At 63.4% G+C, this 24,627-nt stretch carries 20 protein-coding genes and 1 other RNA gene; 10 read left to right on the top strand and 11 right to left on the bottom strand.

Annotated elements, in window-relative coordinates:
• Window positions 1–135: 135 nt before the first annotated feature.
• A complete protein-coding gene (locus KIO74_RS01145) occupies window positions 136–324 on the bottom strand; it encodes a hypothetical protein (RefSeq protein ID WP_213329719.1) in 189 nt (62 codons plus the stop codon).
• Between KIO74_RS01145 and KIO74_RS01140 the strand changes: the two genes are divergently transcribed.
• Entirely contained in the window at window positions 311–850 is a 540-nt protein-coding gene (locus tag KIO74_RS01140; protein ID WP_213329717.1) for an RNA 2'-phosphotransferase, read from the top strand. The genes KIO74_RS01145 and KIO74_RS01140 overlap by 14 nt on opposite strands.
• 388 nt (window positions 851–1,238) lie before the next feature.
• On the opposite strand, the gene rnpB is transcribed toward KIO74_RS01140, so the two are convergent.
• From rnpB to KIO74_RS01125, 3 genes are all read right to left on the bottom strand, one after another.
• Window positions 1,239–1,633: RNase P RNA component class A (gene rnpB / locus KIO74_RS01135), an RNA gene on the bottom strand.
• Between the two features lie 53 nt (window positions 1,634–1,686).
• The gene (locus tag KIO74_RS01130; protein WP_213329715.1) at window positions 1,687–2,358 is read right to left on the bottom strand and encodes a lytic transglycosylase domain-containing protein; all 672 of its coding nucleotides are present in this window, start codon (window positions 2,356–2,358) and stop codon (window positions 1,687–1,689) included.
• A gap of 126 nt (window positions 2,359–2,484) precedes the next feature.
• On the bottom strand, window positions 2,485–3,477 hold the full coding sequence (locus tag KIO74_RS01125) for a lytic transglycosylase domain-containing protein (protein WP_213329713.1): 993 nt from the start codon (window positions 3,475–3,477) through the stop codon (window positions 2,485–2,487).
• A 423-nt stretch (window positions 3,478–3,900) separates the two neighbouring features.
• Between KIO74_RS01125 and KIO74_RS01120 the strand changes: the two genes are divergently transcribed.
• On the top strand, window positions 3,901–4,167 hold the full coding sequence (locus KIO74_RS01120; RefSeq protein ID WP_213329711.1) for a YMGG-like glycine zipper-containing protein: 267 nt from the start codon (window positions 3,901–3,903) through the stop codon (window positions 4,165–4,167).
• Between the two features lie 204 nt (window positions 4,168–4,371).
• Here the strand turns inward: KIO74_RS01120 and KIO74_RS01115 are convergent, their stop codons facing one another.
• On the bottom strand, window positions 4,372–5,316 hold the full coding sequence (locus KIO74_RS01115) for an SGNH/GDSL hydrolase family protein (protein WP_213329709.1): 945 nt from the start codon (window positions 5,314–5,316) through the stop codon (window positions 4,372–4,374).
• 283 nt (window positions 5,317–5,599) lie between these two features.
• Between KIO74_RS01115 and KIO74_RS01110 the strand changes: the two genes are divergently transcribed.
• From KIO74_RS01110 to metH, 5 genes are all read left to right on the top strand, one after another.
• Entirely contained in the window at window positions 5,600–7,069 is a 1,470-nt protein-coding gene (locus KIO74_RS01110) for an AMP nucleosidase (RefSeq protein WP_213329707.1), read from the top strand.
• Window positions 7,070–7,186: 117 nt separating this feature from the next.
• Window positions 7,187–7,897 carry a B3/B4 domain-containing protein gene (locus KIO74_RS01105; protein WP_213329705.1) on the top strand — a complete coding sequence of 237 codons (711 nt, stop codon included), beginning with the start codon at window positions 7,187–7,189 and terminating at the stop codon, window positions 7,895–7,897.
• 279 nt (window positions 7,898–8,176) lie between these two features.
• Window positions 8,177–9,190, top strand: a complete 1,014-nt coding sequence (locus KIO74_RS01100) for an ArsR/SmtB family transcription factor (RefSeq protein WP_502761999.1) — start codon at window positions 8,177–8,179, stop codon at window positions 9,188–9,190.
• Complete coding sequence (gene metF / locus KIO74_RS01095; protein ID WP_213329703.1) at window positions 9,190–10,110, top strand: methylenetetrahydrofolate reductase [NAD(P)H]; 921 nt, start codon at window positions 9,190–9,192, stop codon at window positions 10,108–10,110. The genes KIO74_RS01100 and metF overlap by 1 nt, the downstream gene beginning before the upstream one ends.
• 227 nt (window positions 10,111–10,337) lie before the next feature.
• Window positions 10,338–14,084 (top strand): methionine synthase, encoded by a 3,747-nt coding sequence (gene metH, locus KIO74_RS01090; RefSeq protein WP_213329701.1) that lies wholly within the window; start codon window positions 10,338–10,340, stop codon window positions 14,082–14,084.
• Between the two features lie 165 nt (window positions 14,085–14,249).
• On the opposite strand, the gene KIO74_RS01085 is transcribed toward metH, so the two are convergent.
• The 5 genes from KIO74_RS01085 to KIO74_RS01065 form a co-directional block, all read right to left on the bottom strand.
• Window positions 14,250–15,086, bottom strand: a complete 837-nt coding sequence (locus KIO74_RS01085) for a DUF3037 domain-containing protein (protein ID WP_213329699.1) — start codon at window positions 15,084–15,086, stop codon at window positions 14,250–14,252.
• Window positions 15,083–15,820: a HipA family kinase gene (locus tag KIO74_RS01080; RefSeq protein WP_213329697.1), complete on the bottom strand. Its 738-nt coding sequence runs from the start codon at window positions 15,818–15,820 to the stop codon at window positions 15,083–15,085. The genes KIO74_RS01085 and KIO74_RS01080 overlap by 4 nt, the downstream gene beginning before the upstream one ends.
• Before the next feature lie 375 nt (window positions 15,821–16,195).
• The gene (locus tag KIO74_RS01075; protein WP_213329695.1) at window positions 16,196–16,816 is read right to left on the bottom strand and encodes an MOSC domain-containing protein; all 621 of its coding nucleotides are present in this window, start codon (window positions 16,814–16,816) and stop codon (window positions 16,196–16,198) included.
• Window positions 16,813–17,589, bottom strand: coding sequence for a trans-aconitate 2-methyltransferase (gene tam, locus KIO74_RS01070; RefSeq protein WP_213329693.1), 777 nt, complete (start codon window positions 17,587–17,589; stop codon window positions 16,813–16,815). The genes KIO74_RS01075 and tam overlap by 4 nt, the downstream gene beginning before the upstream one ends.
• 87 nt (window positions 17,590–17,676) lie before the next feature.
• Entirely contained in the window at window positions 17,677–18,903 is a 1,227-nt protein-coding gene (locus KIO74_RS01065; protein WP_213329691.1) for a lytic murein transglycosylase, read from the bottom strand.
• Window positions 18,904–19,039: 136 nt separating this feature from the next.
• Here KIO74_RS01065 and KIO74_RS01060 point away from each other — a divergent pair, with 136 nt between their 5' ends.
• Window positions 19,040–19,543 carry a hypothetical protein gene (locus tag KIO74_RS01060; RefSeq protein WP_213329689.1) on the top strand — a complete coding sequence of 168 codons (504 nt, stop codon included), beginning with the start codon at window positions 19,040–19,042 and terminating at the stop codon, window positions 19,541–19,543.
• Window positions 19,544–19,637: 94 nt separating this feature from the next.
• On the opposite strand, the gene ettA is transcribed toward KIO74_RS01060, so the two are convergent.
• Window positions 19,638–21,293, bottom strand: coding sequence for an energy-dependent translational throttle protein EttA (ettA, locus tag KIO74_RS01055; protein WP_213329687.1), 1,656 nt, complete (start codon window positions 21,291–21,293; stop codon window positions 19,638–19,640).
• A gap of 215 nt (window positions 21,294–21,508) precedes the next feature.
• On the opposite strand from ettA, the gene KIO74_RS01050 reads away from it, so the two are divergent.
• Together KIO74_RS01050 and KIO74_RS01045 are read left to right on the top strand one after the other, a co-directional pair.
• The gene (locus tag KIO74_RS01050; RefSeq protein WP_213329685.1) at window positions 21,509–22,690 is read left to right on the top strand and encodes a mechanosensitive ion channel family protein; all 1,182 of its coding nucleotides are present in this window, start codon (window positions 21,509–21,511) and stop codon (window positions 22,688–22,690) included.
• Window positions 22,691–22,945: 255 nt separating this feature from the next.
• The gene (locus tag KIO74_RS01045) at window positions 22,946–24,385 is read left to right on the top strand and encodes an aldehyde dehydrogenase family protein (RefSeq protein WP_213329683.1); all 1,440 of its coding nucleotides are present in this window, start codon (window positions 22,946–22,948) and stop codon (window positions 24,383–24,385) included.
• Window positions 24,386–24,627: the final 242 nt, after the last annotated feature.

Raw genomic sequence — 24,627 nt, 5'->3', positions numbered from 1 at the left:
CTTGTGAATCCCGCCGTTGACGGGATGATTTGGGATAGCATGGGATTTTATGGTCGTCAATGGAATCAGGGAGTTCCGGTGATGGCTCCCAGGAGCCGCCATGACACTCCCTCAAGGTTAACGAAGGCTTGCTTTTCAGCGCTTGCCGACGCGGAAGCCGCTCAAAATCACGTCACTTTTTTCAGGAAAGAAGGCGGAGGATAAGCGCGATGACTGGTAGCGCACGGCCGGCGACGTCGACATTTCCCAGCCAATCGCCATGATTGCCGGACCCCGGCGTGTCGCGCCGCCCTCGCGGATCACCCCTGCAATGTCGAAGGCCATCAGTCAGTTTCTCAGCTACGTGCTCCGCCACGCGCCGGATTCCATCGGCCTTCAGCTCGATCCCCAGGGCTGGGCCGACGTGGATACGCTGATCACGAAGGCGCGGACCGCGGGACAGAATCTTGACCGCGAGACCCTCCTCGCCGTGGTAGCCGCCAGCGACAAGCAACGCTTTACGCTTTCACCAGACGGAAAGCGCATCCGCGCAGCGCAGGGCCATTCCGTGAACGTGGATCTCGGCATCGCGCCGAGCGAACCGCCCGCCGTGCTCCACCATGGGACGGCACGGCGCAACCTGGGGTCTATCTTCGCGGAAGGACTGAAACCTGGACAGCGCCAGCACGTCCATCTTTCCCTGACCGCCGAGACCGCCCGGACCGTCGGGATGCGGCATGGATCGCCCGCCATCCTGACAGTCGACACAGGCGCGATGCGCCAGGCCGGCTTCACTTTCCTGGAGGCGGAGAACGGGGTGTGGCTGACAAACCATGTGCCGCCGGAGTTTCTCGCGGTCATCAGCGAGTGATCGTTATAAAATCTTTATTTTCAACACCTTGAGTCTGATAGTTGAATCAGTATCGTCGTCACGGACGACACCCAGTCATCGCGTGACGACACGCCGGACAGGGCAAAAATGCGATTCCGCGGCAAGGACTTGCGCGCGGATCTAGCCAAAGCCCGTCAGCCCCCGCGTCGCGCTGTGGGGCGCCATCCCAAAGCCTTAGCCGGATGCCGCCCAACTTGCCCCTGCGCCACATGGCGCGAAGGCAACGATAGCGGCGTCGCGCGGGGCAGCCGGAGGAAAAATGATTCCCGTACAGCAGGATGGCGCGACATTTTGAATCAGAAACGCAGCGCCCGCGATGCCGCCAATGCGGACGGCATCGGCGTGAGGAAGGAGTAGATGGGGCGGTTGTGTCAGCCGGCCTGTAAGCCGGGTTCTGTAAGGCCGGCGAGCGAACTCGCCGACGTGACGACCATTCCTCTGGGACTGCCGTTGCCGACAGCCTCCAGCAACCAACCCGGACGACGGGCCCGGAAACGGGCTTGGTGCCGAAGCGCCTGTCGTCCCTATTCGGTTTTGCTCCCGGTGGGGTTTACCTTGCCGCCTGCGTTACCGCCCGCGCGGTGCGCTCTTACCGCACCCTTTCACCCTTACCGGACATCGCAATGCCCGGCGGTTTGCTTTCTGTGGCACTTTCCCTGGGGTCACCCCCGCCGGACGTTATCCGGCACCGTGTTTCCGTGGAGCCCGGACTTTCCTCCGCGCGAAGATCACTCCTCTCGCGGCGGTCGTCCGGCCGGCTGACGCCTGTTCGATAGGCGCCGCCAGCCCCCGGGTCAAGACGGCGCGAGGCGCCGTCAACCGCGGTCTGCGACCACCTGTTTGCTGGCATCGGGCTGATTCTGGCGGATATCCTCGGCGATGATGCCCTTCACCTTCGCGCAGTAATCGCGATTGGTGGCATTCGGCCGCTTGGCGTAGTAGCCGCTGTTGTAGCGCATGATGGTGCCGCACATGTCGCCCCCGGCACGCCGATAGGCCCCAGCCAGATATTTGACGCCGTACATGATGTTGACGTCGGGCGTGTAGAGGCCCGCGACCGTACCGACATAGCCGATGTCACGCGCCGTCGATGGCTTGATCTGCATCAGACCAACCGCGACACCGCTGAACGCGTTCTGCTTGTAGCGGCTTTCCACGCGCATGACGGCATCGACAAGCCTCTCCGGCAAGCCGTTCTCCTTGGCATAGTGCGCGATGAGCGCGGTATAGCGGCTGCGATAAGCTGAATTGTAGCGCAGCGCCTTGCCCGCCTTCACGCGGATCGCCCCCTTGTAGCCGATGACAGGATGGCTGTGGGCGTCGATCAGCGGCTGGGACACCTTGATGCCGAGAACCAGTTCACCCATGCGATTGATATCGAGAGCGCCCGGGACCTCTGGCCCTGTCCTGGTTTCGGTAGCCGACGCGGCGCCGGCCATGCAGAACGTGGAAAAACTGATGCACGCAATCACTTTGACAAAACGCAATACTCTCACTCCTCAAAATGGCTCAATAAAAAACCGCGCCGCGAGGCTATGCCTCGCAGCCTGCCAGCTCCAATAGCGGCAAGAATGCCGGCCTATGCTGAGCCTTGACCGAACCGGGCCGAAGGATCAGCGCCGACTGACGTGGGGTTTCACCTTGGCGCAATATGCCCGCGCCGCGCCCGTCATGGACGTCGCGCGATGACCGGCCTGATACTTCAAGACAGTCCGGCAGGTGTCCCCTCCCGCAAGGCGATAGGCCTGCGCGAGATAACGAATTCCATAACGCAAGTTCGTATCAGCGTCGTAGAGACCCTGGATCGGGCCTTGGTATCCCATTCCCCGCGCTGTCGCCGTGCTGATCTGCGTCAGCCCGACATTGACGCCATTGCGGGCACGCGGATTGAACCGGCTCTCGACTCGCACGACTGCGATCGCGAGATCCACTGGCACGCCATTGGCCGACGCATGGCGGGCGATCAGCGAATGCACGCCCCCCGCGGCTGGGCCGGCGTCTGTCATGGACCGCGTGGCGGCGATTTCAGCGGTGCCTGGCTCGGCAATCGCAACCTTCAGCGGCTTCGCCGGCGCGGCAGCCGCCCGTGCGGGAGCTGGCGGCGGCTGTGGCGTGCGGACTGCAATCGAAGATGTCACGTCCGCCTTGTCGGCCGGGCCTTCAGCAGCCGTCGCACTGGCAACGGGCGAGCGTGGCGCGCCTGTCACGAGCGAAGCGGCAACAGGCTTACGCAGAGCCGCGGACTTCAAATCGAGCGGGCGCGGCGCTTTACGCCGGCCTGTCGCGGTCGAAGCCACCTTCGGTTGCGGCGTGACGGCCTGCGCCGGATCGGGCGCGAGCGCCTTCACTTCAGGTACGGCCGCCGCCTGTGGGGAAACGCTGCCGGACGATGTGGCAACGCTGCTCCCGCCGGCGCGGGTCCGCTGTGCCTTGCGCCGGTAATCACCCTTCCCATTCTTGCCGGTGGCCTTGGCCGTCGCCTGCAAATCAGGCGGGATTTCCAAAGCACGCCGCTCGCTCTGGGCGGATGCCGCGGTGATGCAGCCCACTGTCGCCAAAAGCGACGCCGTCAGCAGCATCCTGACGTTTCTGTACGCGCCCTTCATGCCCGCGTCAGATCCATACGCACGTCCTCCTGTTCCAAAAAGCGATGTGGATAACATCACCTTAAGCGCAGCCGTAGACACGCGATAATCATATCGCCATGCCACAGCAATCATTCGTCACATTCGAGCTTGAGCGTGTGACTTCGCGCAAGAATGCGGCAATCTTCGGGCAGGAGAATCGTCTATTACTGTCAAGATTGCCCAGAATAAAAAGTGAAATTTTCTATTTCAAACCGATGATTTTCTACACAAACTTACTTACGATAATTGTATTCATTGAATATCTGGAAATAACAGAAACTATACGGTCCCCACCGAAAATCCGCGCCATAAAATCCAAAATTTGCGGACTTTGGGAGGAACTGTCCCGCTTTTCCAAGCGTTGAGGTCTCGTATGCATGCGGTTTGAAAGGAAACGACCCCATGAAAAAGATCCTGGCGATTGGCCTCATCACCGTCGGAATGGCTGGCGGTCTGGCGGCCTGCAACACGCCACAGGACCGGGCCGTCGGCGGAGCGGTCATAGGAGGCGCGACCGGCGCCGCGGTGGGAGGGCTAGCCACAGGCCGCGCGAGCGGCGCTCTGGTCGGCGGCGCTGTCGGCGCGGCTGGTGGTGCGCTGGTGGGTGCCGCGACCGCTCCGGCTTGCGAAACTTATTATTATCGCGGCCGCCAATATCAGGATTGCTGATAACGGCCTGACGTGACTGTCCTTAAGGATGACGGCCGGCAAGTCCCGGCCGTCATTTTTTCAAAACGCTCGCGAAGTCGGCGCATCGCCCGGACGCGCCACATGTCGCAAAAGAAGTAAGCCCCCAAAAGAAGCGCGACGCTTCCGGGCGCGACGCTTCTCGGGGGCTGGAATTCAATCAGAACAGAATCCGACGAACGGGCTTCAGAACCCGGGCGCGGCGATGGCGGTCTTATCTGAAGCCTGCGTCGGACCGGCGAGCGCGACGGGCTTGTCACCCTCACGCGCCGCGCGCAGGATCTCGCGACCGAGAAGGCGGGCCATGCAGGCATGGCCGCGATCGCTCATATGAAAGCCATCGCTTGACAGCATGGCTTGCAAGGCGACCGCCGATTGGTCGCCCCAGCCTTTCATCAAGGCATAGCGGGAAAAGACACATGTCTTTGTCTTCAGGCCGACCTCGGTGACCAGATTGACAAACCGCTCGTAGCGCTGCTTGTCGCTGATCGTCGGGAAAAATTGCTGATCGAGCAGGATAAGGTCAGCGTCCGCAGCCGTCGCCGCCGCGATGCCGCGCTCCACGAGGTTCCGGAAAACGTCCTCGCCGACGGAGGTCAGCGCATCGTTCGTGCCGACCTGCCAGATGACGAGATCAGGCTTCAGCTCGGCGACCTGCTTCTCGAGCCGCGCCAGGGTCTGCACGGCTGTCTCCCCACCGATACCCGAAACATGCATGTCGATGTCGACGAGAGGCAGCTTCTCCTCGAGCCGTCCCACCAGCTGGGCGGGATAGGCGGCGGCAGGCGACGATGTTCCGACGCCCGCCGTGGTCGAGGATCCGATCGCCAGAATGGTCAGGCGCCCACCCGTGGCAAAGCGCGCGGCAGTGTGCGTGAGGCGGCCGTTCAGCGCCAGTACCGGCTGCATGGTGAGGCATTCCCAACCGGCAGCCGCGGGGGCTGGTGTCGTCTGGGACGTCGCGACCGCGCGATGGGCGTCTTGAGCCGCGTTGAGGCCTTCCGCGAATGACGTGGCGGGGAGCGTCACGGCCATGGCGGAGACAACGAATGCGGGAATGATCGGGAGGGAAATACGGCACAAGACTTTTGCGACGGTCGCGCCGGCCGTCGAAACTGAACCTCGAACCATTCTGTTGTCACCGGGAAAGTGGCAGGACCCAGCCAGTCTCTAGCATATGCTGCACCGCCGTGCGAGCGGAACCGTTGCCGTGCATACGTTTGCGGGCGTTCATTATTTTTTAAGCTGGCAAAAATCACACAGGAAAAATGGAACGTCGCCACGCAACTGTCTTCCCAAAATGGCAACCATTCGCGGACAATGCGCACCGGGATGGGCCGGTTTCACCTGACGATGTGCTCCGTTTCGCGCTAGATTCATCGCGAGCGGTCGTCTGCGAGGAAGGAAACTCTGCGTGCCCAGCCGAACCAACGGCTTCGTTGCTGTCAAAACCCCCGAGGAAGCAGTTGATCGCCTGACGGAGCTGCATACCGGCTCCGCCAACGGGCTGCGTCGGGCGCTCGAGGCCTATCTCGACAATCAGACCATCCCGACGGCGACCGAGCGCGCCTCCTATCGTTATCCCGAAATTCGCGTCACCTACGAACCGCCCGGCCTGATGCCGGTGACACCGCGCGCCTATGCGAAATTCCAGGCTCCGGGCGTCTACGCCACCACCATCACCCAGCCACGTCATTTCCGTGGCTACCTGGTCGAGCAGCTTCGCCACCTGATGGGCGAATACGGGGCCACCGCCACCGTCGGCCTGAGCCATCAGGACATTCCCTATCCTTATGTTGTCGAGCGGGGTGACGAGCTGGCGGGAACGGGCGTGACGGCAGCCGAACTCGCCCGTTATTTCCCGCCGCCCCTGCTGGCCTCGGTGGGTGACGAGATCGCCGATGGCCTGTGGGAAGATGACGCGACCGGGGTCAAGCCGCTCGCGCTGTTCGACGCGGCCCGCGTCGATTTCTCGCTGCGCCGGCTTGTGCACTATACCGGCAGTGACTGGCGCCACATCCAGCCGTGGATTCTCCTGACCAACTACCACCGCTATGTCGACCAGTTTATGCGGCTCGGTCTTGTGGAACTCGCCGACGGCCGCGCCGAACGCCTCGTTCTGCCGGGCAATGTCGTGATCGAGCGCGACCTCTCGGAGGCCGAAGCCATCGCCCGGATGACCGCCGTCGCCTGGCACCGCTTCCAGATGCCTGCCTACCATCTCATCGCCGCGGATGGCCGGGGCACGACGCTCGTGAACATCGGCGTCGGCCCGGCCAATGCCAAGAACATCACGGACCATCTCGCGGTGCTGCGCCCGCAATGCTGGCTGATGATCGGTCATTGTGGCGGCCTGCGCCAATCGCAGACCATCGGCGACTATGTGCTCGCCCACGGCTATCTCCGGCAGGATGGCATCCTCGATCGGCTGTTGCCGACCGATATTCCGGTTCCTGCCCTTGCCGAGATCCAGGTTGCGCTTCAGGAAGCGGCCGCGATCATCACCGGCGATCGCGGCGACGCCCTGAAACAGCGCCTGCGTACGGGCACCGTCCTCACCAATGGTGACAGGAACTGGGAGCTGCGCTGGAGCCAGGAGCGTCGGCGCATCAATCTGTCGCGGGCTATCGCCGTCGACATGGAAAGCGGCACGATCGCCGCCCAGGGCTATCGCCTGCGCGTGCCCTACGGGACGCTGCTATGCGTCTCGGACAAGCCGCTGCACGGCGAGATCAAGCTTCCCGGCGCCGCCAATGCCTTCTATGAACGGGCAGTGGGCGAGCATCTGCGCATTGGCCTCAAGGCTTTGGACCTGTTGCGCCAAGAGACCCACGGGCTCCATTCGCGTAAACTGCGCAGCTTCGACGAGCCGCCGTTTCGCTGATCACTCCAACGCGACAGCGCGACAAGTAACACCGCCGCAACTCGCCCTTGCGGTGGCGGCATGGCTTGTTCCGCGCGAAGGGGGCAATCTGTGCCCGCTTCGAACGGGACGGGGACCATGCAGCTATCCATTGCCGAAATTTCTCCGCAGTTTCCGGAGGCTCGCGTCGCGGCGGTCGTGATCGAGGGCCTCCAGATCCAGGGAGCCCGCCCGCCCTCGCTCGATGCCTTGATCGCCGAGCGCGAGGCCGCCTGTCGGGAACACTGGGGCGGCCGCGAACTGTCCGATATTCCCGGCATCGCCGCGTGGCGCTCCGCCTACAAAGGCTTTGGGATCAAGCGCACCAGCTATCGCTCCTCGGTCGAGCGCCTGGTGAAGCGCGTCCTCGCGGGCGAGCGGCTGCCGGTCGTGAACAGCTTCGTCGATCTCTACAACGCCGTGTCTCTCACCCATGTGATGTGCTGCGGCGCGGATGACCTCGACAAGATCGAGCCGCCACTTGCTTTCCGATTCGCGCGCGAGGGCGACAGCTTCATCGACATGGGCGCCTCCGAGCCCGGAGAGGAAAACGACCCGCCCAAGGCGGGCGAGGTGGTCTATGCCGACGCCCGCCATGTGCTCTGCCGCCGCTGGAACTGGCGCCAGGACGCGCGCACCGGCATTTCACCCCGCTCCACAAGGGTCATCGCCACCATCCAGGCCAACGGTCAGGGCGACATCAACCAGGCCGTCGCCGATTTCACGACGCTCATCGCCATTCATTGCGGCGGCCAGACCAGCGTCAAGATCGCCGATGCCGCGACCCCCATGGTGACGATCGAAACTTGAGGCGTTATCGCGGGTAACCCCCACCCCTTACCCCTCCCAGCAAGCGTGAGGGGCGCGGCAGCGGTGTGAATTATCTCCAAGGCCACTTCAAAAATGCGACTGGGAAGCTATTGGGAAGCAAGGTAGAAACGCCAACCAGTCCCCTCCCCCTTGCTGGGAGGGGTAAGGGGTGGGGGTCAATGTGCGCCCCACCTCACCAGCCCCGAAACGTCTCTGACATCGACCTTGCATCGCCGCAAAATTTCACATAAACATATCTTTATGTGTTGAGATGGCGTGATGATGGATAGACCTGCCCTTCCCTTTCCCGTTCTGCTCACCGCGATGAAAGCCGCGGCCGAAGAAACGCGCATGCGCATGCTCGCGCTGCTCAGCGAGGGCGAGCTGACCGTCTCGGACATGACCGACATCCTCGGGCAGTCCCAACCGCGCATCTCGCGCCATCTCAAACTTCTCGCGGAGGCCGGCATCGTCGAGCGCCATCGCGAAGGCGCCTGGGCCTTTTTCCGGATGGCGGACCATCATCCCGCCGCCACCGCCATTCGCGACCTCGTCGCCCATCTCGACAGTGCGGACCAACGCCTGGCGGGAGACCGCGCCCGCTTGAAGGCCGCGCGGCAAGCACGCGCGGAAGCGGCGCAGGCGCATTTCTCCCGTCTTGCGGACAATTGGGACAAGGTGCGCTCGTTGCATGTGCCCGAGGAGGCCGTGGAGGCCGCGATCATCGAGGTCGTCGGGGCAAAGCCCGTGCAGGCCTTCCTCGATCTCGGCACCGGCACCGGGCGCATGCTGCAGTTGCTGGCGCCTCTGGCCTCGCGTGTGGTCGGCGTCGATGCCAGCCACGCCATGCTCTCTGTCGCGCGCGCCAATCTGGAACGGGCCGGCCTCGCCAAGGTCCAGCTCCAGCAGGGCGACATCCACGCCCTGCCTGTCGAGCACGATGCCTTCGATCTCGTGCTCATACATCAGGTCCTCCATTATCTCGACGATCCGGCCCGGGCGCTCCGCGAAGCCGCGGCCGTGCTCGCGCCGGGTGGGCGCCTGCTGGTGGTCGATTTCGCGCCGCATGCGCTGGAATTCCTGCGCGAGGAGCACGCTCACCGCCGGCTCGGCTTCGCCGCGGACCAGATCGGCGGGTGGCTTGAGGAAGCCGGCCTCGACGTCATCGCCCATCGCGATCTCAAGCCCGAGCGGGACCATCCGGAACAGCTCACCGTATCGCTCTGGCTGGCGCGCGACCGCCGTGTCATCACCGATTTTCAACCGCGTTCGACTCAACGGGAGGTTGCCTGATGGCACCCGCTTCTTTTCGCCCCAGCCGCCACAGCTCCCGGCCCGTGCGCGTCTCCTTCGAGTTCTTCCCGCCGAAGACGCCCGCGATGGAAGAGACCCTGTGGGCGTCCATCGAGCGTCTGGCGCCGCTGAAGCCAAATTTCGTCTCCGTCACCTATGGCGCAGGCGGCTCGACGCGTGAGCGCACCCACGCCACCGTCAAGCGCATCGTCGATGAGACGATCCTCAAGCCGGCCGCCCACCTCACCTGCGTCTCGGCAACGCGGGAGGAAGTCGATGATGTCGCGCGCGCCTATTGGGAGGCCGGCGTCCGCCATGTGGTCGCCCTGCGCGGTGATCCCGTCGCCGGCATTGGCACCGCCTATGAAGCGCATCCCGGCGGCTATGCGTCGTCCTATGATCTCGTCGCCGGCCTGAAACGCATCGGCGATTTCGAGGTCACGGTCTCGGCCTATCCGGAAAAGCATCCCGAGAGCCCATCCATCGATGCCGATATCGATATTCTGAAGCGCAAGGTCGATGCCGGCGCCGACCGGGCCGTCACCCAGTTCTTCTTCGATAACGACCTATACCTGCGCTATATCGACAAGGTCCGGGCGGCTGGCATCGACATCCCGATCGTGCCGGGCATCCTGCCCGTGCAGAACTTCAAGCAGGCCGCGAATTTCGCCGAGCGCGCCGGCGCCAGCATGCCGTCCTGGCTCGCCGCACGCTTCGATGGCCTGGACGAGGATGTGGAAACCCGACGCCTCATCGCCGCGGCGGTCGCCGCCGAACAGGTCATCGATCTCGTTGACCGCGGCGTGACCGATCTCCACTTCTACACGATGAATCGTGCTGACTTGGTCTATGCAGTTTGTCATCTCCTGGGGCTAAGAGCTGATACCGTCGCACCGGCCAAGGCCGTCGCGGCGGCTTGAGGACGCGGCCTCCCTCGGCCTCTTTTTTGCGTCTTGTCAGGCGCGACTGTCAGGAAAATGTCGTTCCCTCTTCCCGGTGGGGAGAGGGATAGGGTGAGGGTCCAACGCTTTCCATGGAATCCATGTTCCCTCACCCGGACGCTGCGCGTCCGACCTCTCCCCACCGGGGAGGGGTACACGCGCTGGTTGCACGTTAGCGCTTGAAATCACGGACGAAAGTTAACGCAATGACCGATTTCCCTCCCGTCGATGGTGCTGAAGTGCGGGCCGCCTTGAAACAGGCGGCGGCCGAGCGGATCCTGGTGCTCGACGGCGCCATGGGCACGGAACTGCAGAACAGCAAGTTCTCGGAGGAGGACTTCCGCGGCGAGCGCTTTCGCGATCACGGCCACGACGTCCGGGGCAACAACGACCTTCTCATCCTGACGCAGCCGGATGCCGTCAGAAAGGTTCACCTCGACTATTTCCGCGCCGGCGCGGACATCGTCGAGACCAACACCTTCTCCGGGACGTCGATCGCCCAGGCCGACTACGGCCTTGAAGCCATCGTCTTCGAGCTGAACCGCGAGGGTGCCCGCATCGCCCGCGAGGCCGCCGCCATCGCCGAGCAGGAGGACGGGCGCCGCCGCTTCGTCGCTGGCGCCATCGGGCCGACCAACCGCACGCTGTCGCTCTCGCCCGATGTCAATAACCCCGGCTTCCGCGCCGTCACCTTCGACCAGGTGCGCGATGCTTATGCCGAGCAGGTGCGCGGCCTCATCGCCGGCGGCTCGCACATCATCCTGATCGAGACGATCTTCGACACGCTCAACGCCAAGGCGGCCGTGGTCGCCGCCCAGCAGGTCTTCGCCGAAACCGGCGTGACGCTGCCGATCATGATCTCCGGCACCATCACCGATCTCTCCGGCCGCACGCTTTCGGGCCAGACGGTCGAGGCGTTCTGGAACGCCCTGCGTCACGCCGACCCCATCTCCATCGGCCTCAACTGCGCGCTCGGCGCCAAGGAGATGCGTGCCCATATCCGCGAGCTCTCGCAGATCGCCGACACCCTCGTCTGCGCCTATCCCAACGCCGGCCTGCCCAATGAATTCGGCCTCTATGACGAGAGCCCGGAGGCGATGGCGGAGCTCGTCGGCGAATTCGCCCAGTCGGGCTTCGTCAATATTGTCGGCGGCTGCTGCGGCTCGACGCCCGCCCATATCAGGGCCGTCGCGGAGGCGGTGAAGGGCAAGGCGCCCCGCGCCATCGCCCAACCGCCGCGCCACATGAGGCTTTCCGGGCTCGAGCCCTTCACGCTGACATCCGACATTCCCTTCGTGAATGTGGGCGAGCGCACCAACGTCACCGGCTCGGCCAAGTTCCGCAAGCTCATCACCAACGGCGACTACGCGGCAGCACTCGATGTGGCGCGCGATCAGGTCGCCAATGGCGCGCAGGTCATCGACATCAACATGGACGAGGGCCTGCTCGATTCCGAGAAGGCGATGACGGAGTTCCTCAACCTCGTCGCCGCCGAGCCGGATATCGCGCGCGTGCCGGTGATGGTCGATTCCTCGAAGTTCTCGGTGATCGAGGCCGGCCTGAAGTGCATTCAGGGCAAGCCCATCGTGAACTCGATCTCGCTGAAGGAAGGCGAGGAGAAGTTCCTGCACGAGGCGCGCATCGTGCGCAACTACGGCGCGGCCGTCGTCGTCATGGCGTTCGACGAGACGGGTCAAGCGGATACGGAAGACCGCAAGGTCGAGATCTGCTCAAGGGCCTACAAGATCCTCACCGAGGAGGTGGGCTTCCCGCCCGAGGACATCATCTTCGATCCCAATGTCTTCGCGGTCGCCACCGGCATCGAGGAACACAACAACTACGGCGTCGATTTCATCAACGCCACGAAGCGCATCCGCGAGAGCCTGCCTCACGTGCATATCTCGGGCGGCGTCTCGAACCTCTCCTTCTCGTTCCGCGGCAACGAGCCCGTGCGCGAGGCGATGCACGCGGTGTTTCTCTACCATGCCATTCAGGTCGGCATGGACATGGGCATCGTCAATGCCGGCCAGCTCGCGGTCTATGACGAGATCGACCCGGCGCTCAAGGAGGCCTGCGAGGACGTGGTCCTCAACCGGCGCGCCGACGCCACCGAGCGGTTGCTCGACCTCGCCGAGAGCTTCAAGGGCAAGGGCCGGCAGGCCCGCGAGGCGGACCTGACCTGGCGGACATGGACCGTCGAGAAGCGCCTCGAACATGCGCTCGTCAACGGCATCACCGATTATATCGACGAGGACACCGAGGAGGCCCGCCAGACGGCGGAGCGGCCGCTCCATGTCATCGAGGGGCCGCTGATGGCCGGCATGAGCGTGGTCGGCGATCTCTTCGGCTCGGGCAAGATGTTCCTGCCGCAGGTGGTGAAATCCGCGCGCGTCATGAAGCAGGCGGTCGCCTATCTCATGCCCTTTATGGAGAAGGAGAAGGAAGAGAACGGCGGCGGCAGCGTGCGCTCGGCGGCCGGCAAGATCCTGATGGCGACCGTCAAGGGTGATGTCCACGACATCGGCAAGAACATCGTCGGCGTGGTTCTCGCCTGCAACAACTACGAGGTCATCGACCTCGGCGTCATGGTGCCGGCGCAGAAGATCCTCGAGACGGCGCGCAAGGAGAAGGTCGACATCATCGGCCTCTCCGGCCTCATCACGCCGTCGCTCGACGAGATGTGCCATGTCGCCGGCGAGATGGAGCGCGAGGGCTTCGACATTCCGCTCCTCATCGGCGGGGCGACGACCAGCCGCGTCCATACGGCGGTGAAGATCCACCCGAACTACGCGCGTGGGCAAGCCGTCTATGTCAATGACGCAAGCCGCGCCGTCGGCGTCGTCTCCTCGCTGCTGTCGCAGGACAACCGCGCGACCTATATCGAAACGCTGCGCGCCGAATACGCGAAGGTTGCCAATGCCCATGCCCGCGCAGAGGCCGACAAGCAGCGCCTGCCCATCGCCAAGGCCCGCGCCAACGCGCTGAAGCTCGACTGGGCCGGTTATCAGCCGCCGAAGCCGACCTTCCTCGGCACGCGCGTCTTCCGCACCTATGACGTGGCGGAACTCGTCCGCTACATCGACTGGACGCCGTTCTTCCAGACCTGGGAACTGAAGGGCCGCTTCCCGGCGATCCTGGAGGACGAGGCGCAGGGCGAGGTCGCCCGCCAGCTCTACAGCGATGCCCAGGCCATGCTGAAGCGCATCGTCGAGGAGCGCTGGTTCAACCCCAAGGCCGTCATCGGCTTCTGGCCGGCCAACGCGGTGGGTGACGATATCCGGCTCTACACCGGTGAGAGCCGCACCGAGGAGTTGGCGACGTTCTTCACCCTGCGCCAGCAACTTACCCGCCGCGACGGGCGCCCCAACCTGGCGCTCTCGGATTTCGTCGCCCCCAAGGACACCGGCAAGGCCGATTATGTCGGCGGCTTCGTGGTCACGGCGGGGATGGAAGAAGAGCGTATCTCCAAGAAATTCGCGGAGAAGAACGACGATTATGCCTCGATCCTCGTGAAGGCGCTGGCCGACCGCATCGCCGAGGCCTTCGCCGAACGCATGCACCAGCGCGTGCGCCAGGAGTTCTGGGGCTATGCGCCGGACGAGAACCTCGACAACGAGGCGCTTGTGCGCGAGGAGTACGCGGGCATCCGCCCCGCGCCGGGCTACCCGGCCCAGCCTGACCACACCGAGAAGGCAACCCTGTTCGATCTGCTGAAGGCGAGCGAGCGCGTCGGTGTGTCACTGACGGAGAGCTACGCCATGTGGCCGGGATCATCGGTGTCGGGGCTCTACCTCTCGCACCCCGAGTCCTATTATTTCGGCGTGGCGAAGGTGGAACGCGACCAGGTCGAGGACTATGCCGTGCGCAAGGGCATGGACATCGCCACAGTGGAGCGCTGGCTTTCCCCCATCCTCAATTACGATCCGGCGAACTATGCCCGCGCGGCGGAATAGGGGCATCGTGCGAAGAAGCTCTTTCACTAAGCACTTCGCAGCGCTCTAACTCCTACGGGTGAGGGAGCTCGAATACGCTTTGGTCGATCACCCTTAGCGCAGGTCCCTTATCGCAGCAGAAAGACAGCGGGCCAGCCCAGAACCTATCCACTCGGGTTTGGGCGGTCAGCCCTTATGTTCAAGAACCTTGTGAGCCAATTCGTCGGCAAACTCGCTGATGTTACTTTCTGACACGATTTTTGGCCGCAAGGGCGCTGCACGGATGAATTCCACCGCGCGATCATAGGTGGCCATGAGGGCGGGATCCGACGGCTCGCCTACGATGAAGTAAGGTTGGAACTGACCCTCTGCCTCCTTCAGGCCAACCATGTGCCCGACCCATCGCGCTGCCTTCTCTTGAATGCCCTCAGCAGTCGTCAGGTCAAAGGACAGCGGTTGAAAGCAATGCCATTTTCCGTTCTTCCATGCGTAGTCGAACTCGACTGCGTCATGTGCGCCCGTGATCCTCTTGGTCTGAAAGATGGCGTCGATCTTGCGCTCCAGCAATAGATCGCGGAACGGCCTCCAAATATCGGCATCCGACCGACGAACTGCCGGCTGCTCGTCGTACTGGGTAACGAACCGCGCATGCAGCTCCTCCAGCGTTTTGGCCGGGTCGCGCGTCAGACCCGAGCCCATCTCGCTCCAGATCAGAGAGCTGTCGTCCTTGCCAAGAACACGGTGGGCGAAGGTCGAGGCATTCGGCATATCAAAAATATCGTCGCCTACATCACCTTTACCTAGCCGTTGGAGCGCGCGTTCAATGTTAACTAAGTCATGACGTAGCGTGGTTCCATCTACTGACGGGAACAGCTTGGAAATGCGGCCGTAGGCACGCCGAACTAGGGCATCCAGAAAACCGCTCCTCGCTGCATGAACCACGACACCGACGTTGACCAGCTCGCCAGCGAGTGGGTCGTGGCGGTATCTTAGGATCATATAGGTGTAGGGCTCTCTCGTCATGTCAGTACCCGTTTCAGTTCGGCCAAGCACAGGTCGATATTGTCCCGAACCTGCTTAAGATGGCGTATTGCCTCGGCCAAATTAGGGCGCACCACCTCCCACTCCTCTGGCAAGGTAGCCTCGTACTGGGCGAGACGAGCATCTGACAAGGCCGACCACCGGGCGCGTAGAGCCGGGAAATCGAGGTCGTCTCGCCCTGCCAACAAGCGGGCAAAAATGTGTTCACTATCTTGGCCATACCGGCACAGAAGGGCAAGGTTGCCGAGTTTCCAAGGCTCGCATCGGGGAAACAACTTTGTGCGAAATCCGAAGGCGGTCTCGTGGTCAATGACGCGCCAGTCGAGGTCTCGCACGAGAAGATTGGAGTTCCGTGGCCCTCGATCATTGTTGGCGATGAAGCCATCGAACGCAATGACGCCAAGCGCCAGTTCGACTTGTGACTCGACGATCTTGTCCGAGGCAATCCAACGCCGCCATTGCTGCCCAGCAGCCTTTGACGCGAAGGCAAGCGGACAGGACGCGGAGAGACGCGTACGAATTTCGGGGCGCACGACCGACTGGATAAAATCCGGATCAAGCTCGACGAAGAAGGGCTCGTTGACCGGTAAGCCGAGGTCGGATGCAAGCAGCGCCCCAAGCATCTCGTTCATCAGACCTTCAACGCTGCACTCCTTTCCGGATGACACTTTCACGAACACCTCGTGCTCGGCATCGTCCTGGGTGAAAACCGACATACGTAACGGCTCAGTTCTGCCGTTTTCCGCAAGTCTGTCAAAACGGAGTGGGATCGACCGCCGAATCACGCGATCAGCACAATAATTGCATGATCAAGAAGCAAACCTACATCCAGGCAACGCCGGTAAGGTTCGCTTCGCGCCTTGAGACGTACCTGCGCGGCGCGCGCTTTGCTCTCAGCATCGCCCATTACCTGCAAGTGGCAGCCCCCCCTAGATTGAGCGTATTAAATATCCCTGAACGCCGATGGATGACAAGTGATTGAACCCATCTAACCAATTGAAAATAAGTGGATGTCTATGGGCGCAAAATCGCAAGAAAGCCTACGCTTTCTGGCTAGTATGGCAACGCGGCTGTTGCCATGCCGACACCCCTTACCCCGCCGGATAGGCCCAATGCTCCGGGATGCGCGCGACCACCGCCTCCCCGGGCATGATCACGCCGGGCCGTTCGACTGAGCCGACGAGGCCGCGCAGGCGCTTCGCCACCTTGACGAAATCGAGGGCGATCGTGGGTCGCCCGGGATGGGCCTCGGCGATCATCTGGCCCGCGTATTTGCAGGGGGCGTTCTGGCCTTCGATCGTGATGACAACGCCGCCGGCGAACGTCAGCCGCGTTCGCGGCGGGATCATCGAAAAGGCGGGCAGTCCTTCCACGACGATGTTGCCGCCGATCCATTCGGGCTTGACCGAGGGGATAGCGAGGCCGGCAGCGATCTCCGCGAGCTCCTCCACCGCCAGAAGGGAGATCTGGCGATCGTTGCGCATCTCGGTGCCGCGCGGATACCACGGCTCCCGCGCGCCGGAGCGGCGGGTGAGACCGCAATGCCGATCGCCCGGAATGCCTTCATAGGTGACCGTGAGATCCTGGACCGCCGCAGTCACGAAGTCATAGGTGCCGCCGCTCTGCCCCGCCACGAGCATCGCCGTCACCCGGCCACTGAGCCGGCGCCCGGGGAAGATCGCCGGCCCGAAGAGGTCGCCAGTTGTCGTCATGGCGCCTTCTCGGCAACGATGAACAGGCGTGGGAAGGCGAGCAGCACCTTGCCGTCGACGCGTGGCGGATATCCCTCGGTCAGCCGCTCGAGATAGTCGGCCAGAAAAGCCTCCTGCTCACCGGCGTCGAGCGGCGCGAGGAACGGACGCAGGCCCGTTGCCTTCAGCCATTCGATGATCGCCGCCGGACCATCCAGCGGATGCTGGTAAGCCGTCTGCCAGATGTCGACACGGCGTGCATGAGGCTTCAGCAGGTCATAGAGATGGCCGGGTGGCGCGAGGGGCGCGCGCGCCGCGCTGGCCTTGGCGAGCTTCTCCCGCCAGCGATCCTCACGAGCCACGTCGCGCATGAGCGCATGCGAGGGCTCGGTCAGATTGTTGGGCATCTGCACGGCCAGGATGCCTCCGGGCGCCAGCAATGACATCAGATGCGGAAGAAGCGCGTCATGATTGGGCAGCCACTGCAACACCGCATTGGCGAACAGCACGTCGACCGGCTGCTCCGGCCCCCAGGTCGCGACGTCGGCTTCGATGAACGTGGCGCGTGGCAGGCGCTGGCGCGCCTTCTCCAGCATGTCGGGCGATGTGTCCACGCCGATCACTTCTGCGTCGGGAAAGCGCGCGGCGAGCAGTTCCGTCGAATTTCCCGGGCCACAGCCGAGATCGACCACACGCCGTGCCGCGACGGGCGAAACCCGCGCCAGAAGATCGGCGGAAGGCCGCGTGCGCTCGTCCTCGAACTTCAAATACAGCCGGGCGTTCCAGTCAGCCATGACGCTCTCCCTCACTCACGATTTCACCCAGCGTGATAACACCCGCCACCCTGACGCGCAGGGTGAGGAAATGCAGATCGGCCCCGATCAACGCGCCGCCTGCAAAGCGTTCAGCACAGCTTCGCCGGGCCAGCAGTCCACAGGAAGGCCGCGCGCTTCCTGATAGAGCCCGATGGCGAGCCGCGTCCGCATGCCGGCGCGCCCGTCGATGGTCTCGGCATAGTGGCCATGGCGGGTGAGCTCCCGCTGGATGGCGGCGATACCGGCGGTCGAGGCCTGTTTCATGCCCTGCCACGGGGTGGCGAAGGGCCGGCCTCCGTCGATCAAATCCGCCAAATGGCCGACATAAAGGACGTAGAGATCGGAGAAATTATAGGCCTTCAACGCGTAGTAGTTGCGCGTGATCAGAAAGGCCGGGCCATAGGCGCCGGCGGGCATGAACAGGGAAGCCTGCGCCGAACGGTCGATGGGACTCGGTGTCTTGCCGCCGATGACGGTGAACCCGCGCGCGAGCCACTGCGTCACCGTCATCGCCTGTTCGGGATTGGCATGGCCGCAGGTGAACCCGGCAGCAGGCTTCACCTCCAGCGCCCAGTCGAGACCGCGCACCCAGCCCTCACCGGCGAGGTGATTGGCGATCGAGGCGAGAGCGTCTGTCTCCGATCTCCAGATATCGACCCGGCCCGAGCCGTCGAAATCGACGCCATATTTGTAATACTGCGACGGCAGCATCTGGGTCAGGCCAATGGCGCCCGCCCATGAACTGCGCAGCGCGGGCCGCGTCACCACGCCATCCTGCAGCATCTTGAGCGCCAGCAGGAATTCCTGTCGGAACTCGGCCTTGCGGCGCCCGACGAAAGCCTGGGTGGCGAGGACACGCACCGCGTCATGGGGCACCTTGGCCGCGCCGAATGCGGTTTCGCGGCCCCAGATGGCGAGAACCACAGAGCCTGGAACGCCATAGCGGTGCTCGATGGCGACAAGCGCTTGTTTATGCCGGGCGAGATATTGCCGGCCCCGTCCCGCCTGCGCTGCAAGGGCCTTCGGCGCGAGGTACTGCCCAGGCGTGAGAGTGAATTCGGACTGCCCGGCGTTGGACGGCCCACGGCGACCGGGAAGATCAAGATTGGGGAGACCTAAGTCGGGCGTAAGCCCGTCGGTCTCCCTGTCGAAGGTGGAGGTCGTCACACCGACGGCCGGCGCCTCGGCTCGCATCTCGCGCAGGAAAGTTGAGAAATCCTGCGCAAGCAGGGCCTGTGAGAAAAATCCCTGCAAAAGCGCGACGGCGACGGCAACAAGCGCTGGATGTTTCAATCAGGTACCTCGGGGCCGGAACCAAAGAGCTTGTTCTGCATCCATCTTGCGCAAGAAGGCCGAAATGCGCCATCACAGGTTTAGCATGAGCATCCGATATGTGCGTCCGCGCGGCAGACGAATGGTAAGGCAAAGGATGACAATTCCACCAACTCGCGTTGCCGGCAAATCGGCGGCGGCAATCACGCTTGCTCTCATCGCAAGTGCGTTCCTGATCGAGCAACGAGCCGTCGCGCAAGAAAGCCCCGTGAACATGTGCCGCAGCGCCGGCGACGACAATATGCTGCGGCCGCTGCCACCGCCCCTTCTCGCGGCCGCCAAGGCCGCATTCGGCCAGGATGTAGGTGCGCTGGACGAGGCTAACACTGCCGTCTGGCGATGCATGGGCGGGCGAGCCTATGTCTGCCTCCCCGGCGGCGAGCGCCATTGCGGGCGCGCGGACAGCCAACCGATGGCCACGCCAGAAGCCAGTGCCTATTGCCGCGGTCACCCCGGCAGCGAATCGGTGCCTACGTCCGCAACCGGGCGGGATACGATCTTTGCCTGGGGCTGCGATGGGGCGGCTGTGAAGAACAAGGGCGGCGTGCGCAGTGTCGATCCGCGTGGCTTCGTGAAGGAATACTGGCGCCCACTGGAATAGATTGGCGAGGTCCATCCCGCCCGTTGCCCCTCCCTTCTGTTGGGAGGGGTGTGGGGCGGGGGGTTTGGTCGGGCCGCGCTACGGCGCCCGCCGATCAGCGCCCGAACTTCTTGTACTGGATACGCTTCGGTATCGTGGAATCGATGCCAAGGCGGCGCTTCTTGTCTTCCTCGTAGTCCTGGAAGTTGCCCTCGAACCATTCCACATGGCTGTCCCCCTCGAAGGACAGCATGTGCGTGGCGATGCGGTCGAGGAACATGCGATCGTGGCTGATGATAACGGCGCAGCCAGCATAATCCTCAAGCGCCTCTTCCAGTGCCCGCAGCGTTTCCACATCGAGGTCGTTGGTCGGTTCGTCGAGCAGCAGGACGTTGGCGCCGGACTTCAGCATCTTGGCGAGATGAACACGGTTGCGCTCACCGCCGGAGAGCATGCCGACCTTCTTCTGCTGGTCGCCGCCCTTGAAGTTGAAGGCGCCGCAATAGGCGCGCGAATTGATCTCCCGCTTGCCGAGGTAGATGATCTCGTTGCCGCCTGAGATTTCCTCCCAGACCGTCTTCTTGTCGTCGAGAGCGTCGCGCGACTGGTCGACATAGCCGAGCTTCACTGATTCACCGACGGTGATGGCGCCGCCGTCCGGCTGCTCCTGCCCCGTGATCATCCGGAACAGCGTGGTCTTGCCGGCGCCGTTCGGGCCGATGACGCCGACAATGCCGCCCGGAGGCAGCTTGAAGGACAGGTCGTCGATCAGCAACTGGTCGCCAAACCCTTTCGACAGCCCTTCGAAATCGACGACATTGTTGCCGAGCCGCTCGGCGATCGGAATGACGATCTGGGCTGACGTCGGCGACTTGTCGTTGGCCTTCTGGACCAGTTCCTCGTAGCGCTGGATACGCGCCTTGTTCTTGGCCTGGCGCGCCCGCGGCGAGGCGCCCATCCACTCCTGCTCACGCTGGAGGGTGCGCTGGCGGGCCTCGTCCTCACGGCCCTCCTGCTGAAGGCGCTTCTGCTTCTGCTCCAGCCAGGACGAGTAGTTTCCCTCGTACGGGATGCCACGGCCGCGATCGAGCTCAAGGATCCAGCCGGTGACATTGTCGAGGAAGTAGCGATCGTGGGTCACGATCAGGATCGCGCCGGTGTAGTTGCGCAGATAACCCTCGAGCCATGCCACCGTCTCGGCGTCGAGATGGTTGGTCGGCTCGTCGAGCAGCAGCAGGTCCGGCTCCCACAGAAGGAGCTTGCACAGCGCCACACGGCGCTTCTCACCGCCCGAGAGCGTTGCCACGTCGGCATCATCCGGCGGGCAGCGCAAGGCGTCCATGGCCTGGTCGACCCGGCTGTCGAGATCCCAGAGGCCCTTGGCCTCGATCTCGTCCTGCAGCGCCGTCATCTCGTCGGCTGTCTCGTCCGAGTAGTTCATGGCGAGGTCGTTGTAGCGATCGAGGATCGCCTTCTTTTCGGCCACGCCTTCCATGACGTTGTCGCGCACGCTCTTCGTGGTGTCGAGCTGCGGCTCCTGCGGCAGGTAACCCACTCGCACGCCGTCCGCCGCCCAGGCCTCGCCGACGAAATCCTTGTCCTGGCCGGCCATGATCTTGAGCAGCGTCGATTTACCCGAGCCGTTGACGCCGAGCACACCGATCTTCGCGCCGGGGTAGAAGGACAGGTGCACGTTGTCGAGCACCTTCTTGCCGCCTGCAAAGGTCTTGGACAGGCCGCGCATATGGTAGACGAACTGCTTGGCAGACATGAACAACGAGCTCCACCCCGCGCACGCCGGCGACGGATCAGACTTTCGGGAATGAGCCTCGTATCTAGCGACCGCCCGCCAGAACGGCAAGGCCCCGCGCGCTTATCCTCCGCCCCGAAACGATTTGCGCATGGTGTGAACCCGATGATAGGCTTGGTCACCAGCCCAACGTAATCCGCACCGCCCTTCTCCAGCACGAAAGGAGATGCCCCGGCATGACGCTCGGCGCCTTCCTCGCTTCGACCCGCGAGACCCTGTTCTGGATCCCTGACTGGATCTACGCCATCCTGCTCCTGTCCTGCGCCGCAGGGCTCGCCCTGCTCCTCCATCGCACGGTCAAACGCTTGCTACGGCGTATGATTGGTCCGAGCCATCCCTTCCTCCAGCAACTGGTGACGCAGACCGAAGGGCCGCGCCGTCTGGCCGTGATCGTCTTCGCAGTCGCCATCGCGCTCCCGGCGGCGCCCTTAACCTCGGCCGCCGCGCTGAGCGTCGCGAGGATCCTGCTGGTCGCTTTCATCGTCCTCGTCGGCTGGAGCGCGCTCACCGCGATCGAGCTTGCCTCCCAATTCTATCTGCGGCGCTTTCGTATCGACACCGATGACAACCTCCTCGCGCGCAAGCATGTCACGCAGGTCAACATCCTCAAGCGGACCGTAAACATCCTGGTGGTGATCATCACGACCGCGGCCGCGCTGATGACGTTCAGCGCCGTCCGCCAATACGGGGTCAGCCTCATCGCCTCGGCGGGCGCGGCCGGCCTGATCGTTGGCCTCGCCGCCAGACCCGTGCTCGCCAACCTGATCGCCGGGATTCAGATTGCCGTCACACAGCCCATCCGCATCGACGACGCGGTGGTCGTCGAGGGCGAATGGGGATGGATCGAAGAGATCACCGCAACCTATGTTGTCATCAAGATCTGGGACTGGCGGCGTCTGATCGTGCCGCTCTCCTATTTCATCGAGCAGCCCTTCCAGAACTGGACACGCAACACCGGTCAGATCATTGGCAGCGTCTTCCTGTATGCCGACTACACCGTGCCGGTGGACAAATTGCGTGCCAAGCTGGAAGAGATCGTCAAGGCCTCGCCACTGTGGGATGGCGCCGTGGTGAACCTGCAGGTCGTGGAAGCGGAAACGGAGACGCTCAAGCTGCGTGCCTTGATGAGCGCCCGCACGTCGCCAAGGGCCTGGGACCTGCGCTGTGAGGTTCGCGAAAAGCTCCTTGCCTTTCTGCAAACGGATTATCCGCACGCCCTGCCCCGTCGCCGCGCTGAACTTGTCGATGCGCACGGGCATGACGGCGGTGGCGCGAGCACCCGGGCGCGCGCACGGGTCGGCGCCGAGGGCCTCTCCGGTTCACCGGATCGCCCTTCCATCGCAGCAGCAGCCGGCTGACAATTGCTGGAATTGCGGAGCCCACAGGCCGTGTGTGCGGAAAGCGCTTCCCTTGCCGTCGCCTGATGCTTTAGAGCAAGGCGTCGGCGATCATTGTCAGGGACCATTGTCAGGGACCTGGCAGTGAGCGCTAACATCGATGACATCTCCCCCTAGTGCGGGGGAGACGGACGGGCCCTGCCCATCCGCCTGCAGGGACTAGCATGAGGTTGCGGCGGGGCAAGCGGCCCTGACGCCGTGCAATCGGAGGAAGCGATGACTGATCACTCCAAGAATTACATTGCTGGCGAATGGGTCAGCGGTACCGAGGCCGCCCCTGACATCAACCCCTCCAACACTGGTGATATTGTTGGACAGTTCGTGCGCGCCAGCGCGGCTGACGCCGACCGCGCCATCGCCGCCGCCCGCGCCGCGCTGCCGGCGTGGTCACGTACGACCCCGCAGGAGCGCCATGACATCCTGAAGAAGGTGGGCGACGAGATCCTCGCCCGCAAGGACGAACTCGGCCGCCTGCTGTCGCGCGAGGAAGGCAAGACCTTGCCCGAGGGCATCGGCGAGGCAGCCCGCGCCGGCCAGATCTTCCTGTTTTTCGCCCAGGAGACACTTCGGCTCGCCGGCGAGAAGCTTGCCTCCGTGCGTCCCGGCATCGATATCGAGATCACCCGCGAGCCCGTCGGCGTCGTCGGCATCATCGCGCCGTGGAACTTCCCCATCGCCATCCCCGCCTGGAAGATCGCGCCCGCGCTTGCCTACGGCAACACGGTGGTGTTCAAGCCGGCCGACCTCGTACCCGGTTCGGCCCACGCGCTGTCGGAAATCATCGTGCGCGCTGGCATCCCGTCAGGCGTCTTCAACCTCGTCATGGGCCGTGGCTCGGTGGTCGGAAACGCCCTCCTCAAGAGCCGTGACGTCGATGCGATCAGCTTCACAGGCTCGGTCGCGACCGGCCGTCAGGTGGCCGCCACCTGCGTCGAGACCATGAAGAAGTTCCAGCTCGAAATGGGCGGCAAGAACCCCCTCGTCGTGCTTGATGACGCCGACCTGAAGACAGCCGTTGAGGTCGCCGTCAACGGCGCCTATTTCTCCACGGGTCAGCGCTGCACGGCATCCTCCCGCTTCATCGTCACCGATGGCATCCATGACACGTTCGTCGATGCGGTCACCGAGCGCCTGAAGGGCCTTGTCATCGATGACGCGCTCAAGGCCGGCACGCATATCGGCCCCGTCGTCGACCAGTCGCAGCTCGACCAGAATCTCTCCTATGTCAAGCTCGGTAAGGACGAAGGCGCTAAGCTGGTCTACGGCGGCGAACTCCTGAACCGTGAGACGCCCGGCTTCTACATGGCCCCCGCCCTGTTCACCGACGTCGATCCCTCAACGCGCATCTCCCGCGAGGAGATCTTCGGGCCGGTAGCGACGGTGTCGCGCGCCAAGAACTATGATGAGGCGCTGGCGCTCGCCAACGACACGCAGTTCGGTCTGTCGTCCGGCATCGTCACCACCAGCCTGAAACATGCCTCGCACTTCAAGCGCAACGCCGAGGCCGGCATGGTCATGGTCAATCTGCCGACAGCGGGTGTCGATTACCATGTGCCGTTCGGCGGCCGGAAGGGCTCGAGCTACGGCCCACGCGAGCAGGGCCGCTATGCCGCCGAGTTCTACACGATCGTGAAGACGGCCTACACGTTGCCGTAAACCGCGACCGGACGCGAGAGAGCGCACAAAAAGAAGCGATCCGGCGCCGCCCGCGCTGGATCGCTTTTTTGCGTCCTACCAGCGGCGCCGCGCGGGAAGCTGATCACCTCGCAGATCAGCTTCGGTTAAAAAATAAAACAATAGAATAATAAAACAAAATAACTTTCTACTTATTCGGACAGAATAACGAGATATTTAATGCAATTTGCAATATACTTTATATATTAGCCCTCGAACTATGC

The sequence above is a fragment of the Chelatococcus sp. HY11 genome (assembly GCF_018398335.1).
Taxonomy (GTDB): Bacteria; Pseudomonadota; Alphaproteobacteria; order Rhizobiales; family Beijerinckiaceae; genus Chelatococcus.
The sequence above is the reverse complement of the archived record's forward strand: the minus strand, read 5'-3'. Positions and strand labels throughout refer to the sequence as shown.

What these genes read in the sequence shown, in the direction of transcription:
- KIO74_RS01140 (WP_213329717.1), top strand. Translation starts at nt 311, where the DNA reads ATGTCGAAGGCCATCAGTCAGTTTCTCAGCTACGTGCTCCGCCACGCG.
- KIO74_RS01145 (WP_213329719.1), bottom strand. Translation starts at nt 324, where the DNA reads ATGGCCTTCGACATTGCAGGGGTGATCCGCGAGGGCGGCGCGACACGC.
- KIO74_RS01125 (WP_213329713.1), bottom strand. Translation starts at nt 3,477, where the DNA reads ATGAAGGGCGCGTACAGAAACGTCAGGATGCTGCTGACGGCGTCGCTT.
- KIO74_RS01120 (WP_213329711.1), top strand. Translation starts at nt 3,901, where the DNA reads ATGAAAAAGATCCTGGCGATTGGCCTCATCACCGTCGGAATGGCTGGC.
- KIO74_RS01115 (WP_213329709.1), bottom strand. Translation starts at nt 5,316, where the DNA reads ATGGTTCGAGGTTCAGTTTCGACGGCCGGCGCGACCGTCGCAAAAGTC.
- KIO74_RS01105 (WP_213329705.1), top strand. Translation starts at nt 7,187, where the DNA reads ATGCAGCTATCCATTGCCGAAATTTCTCCGCAGTTTCCGGAGGCTCGC.
- KIO74_RS01100 (WP_502761999.1), top strand. Translation starts at nt 8,177, where the DNA reads ATGATGGATAGACCTGCCCTTCCCTTTCCCGTTCTGCTCACCGCGATG.
- metF (WP_213329703.1), top strand. Translation starts at nt 9,190, where the DNA reads ATGGCACCCGCTTCTTTTCGCCCCAGCCGCCACAGCTCCCGGCCCGTG.
- metH (WP_213329701.1), top strand. Translation starts at nt 10,338, where the DNA reads ATGACCGATTTCCCTCCCGTCGATGGTGCTGAAGTGCGGGCCGCCTTG.
- KIO74_RS01085 (WP_213329699.1), bottom strand. Translation starts at nt 15,086, where the DNA reads ATGACGAGAGAGCCCTACACCTATATGATCCTAAGATACCGCCACGAC.
- KIO74_RS01080 (WP_213329697.1), bottom strand. Translation starts at nt 15,820, where the DNA reads ATGTCGGTTTTCACCCAGGACGATGCCGAGCACGAGGTGTTCGTGAAA.
- KIO74_RS01075 (WP_213329695.1), bottom strand. Translation starts at nt 16,816, where the DNA reads ATGACGACAACTGGCGACCTCTTCGGGCCGGCGATCTTCCCCGGGCGC.
- tam (WP_213329693.1), bottom strand. Translation starts at nt 17,589, where the DNA reads ATGGCTGACTGGAACGCCCGGCTGTATTTGAAGTTCGAGGACGAGCGC.
- KIO74_RS01060 (WP_213329689.1), top strand. Translation starts at nt 19,040, where the DNA reads ATGACAATTCCACCAACTCGCGTTGCCGGCAAATCGGCGGCGGCAATC.
- ettA (WP_213329687.1), bottom strand. Translation starts at nt 21,293, where the DNA reads ATGTCTGCCAAGCAGTTCGTCTACCATATGCGCGGCCTGTCCAAGACC.
- KIO74_RS01050 (WP_213329685.1), top strand. Translation starts at nt 21,509, where the DNA reads ATGACGCTCGGCGCCTTCCTCGCTTCGACCCGCGAGACCCTGTTCTGG.
- KIO74_RS01045 (WP_213329683.1), top strand. Translation starts at nt 22,946, where the DNA reads ATGACTGATCACTCCAAGAATTACATTGCTGGCGAATGGGTCAGCGGT.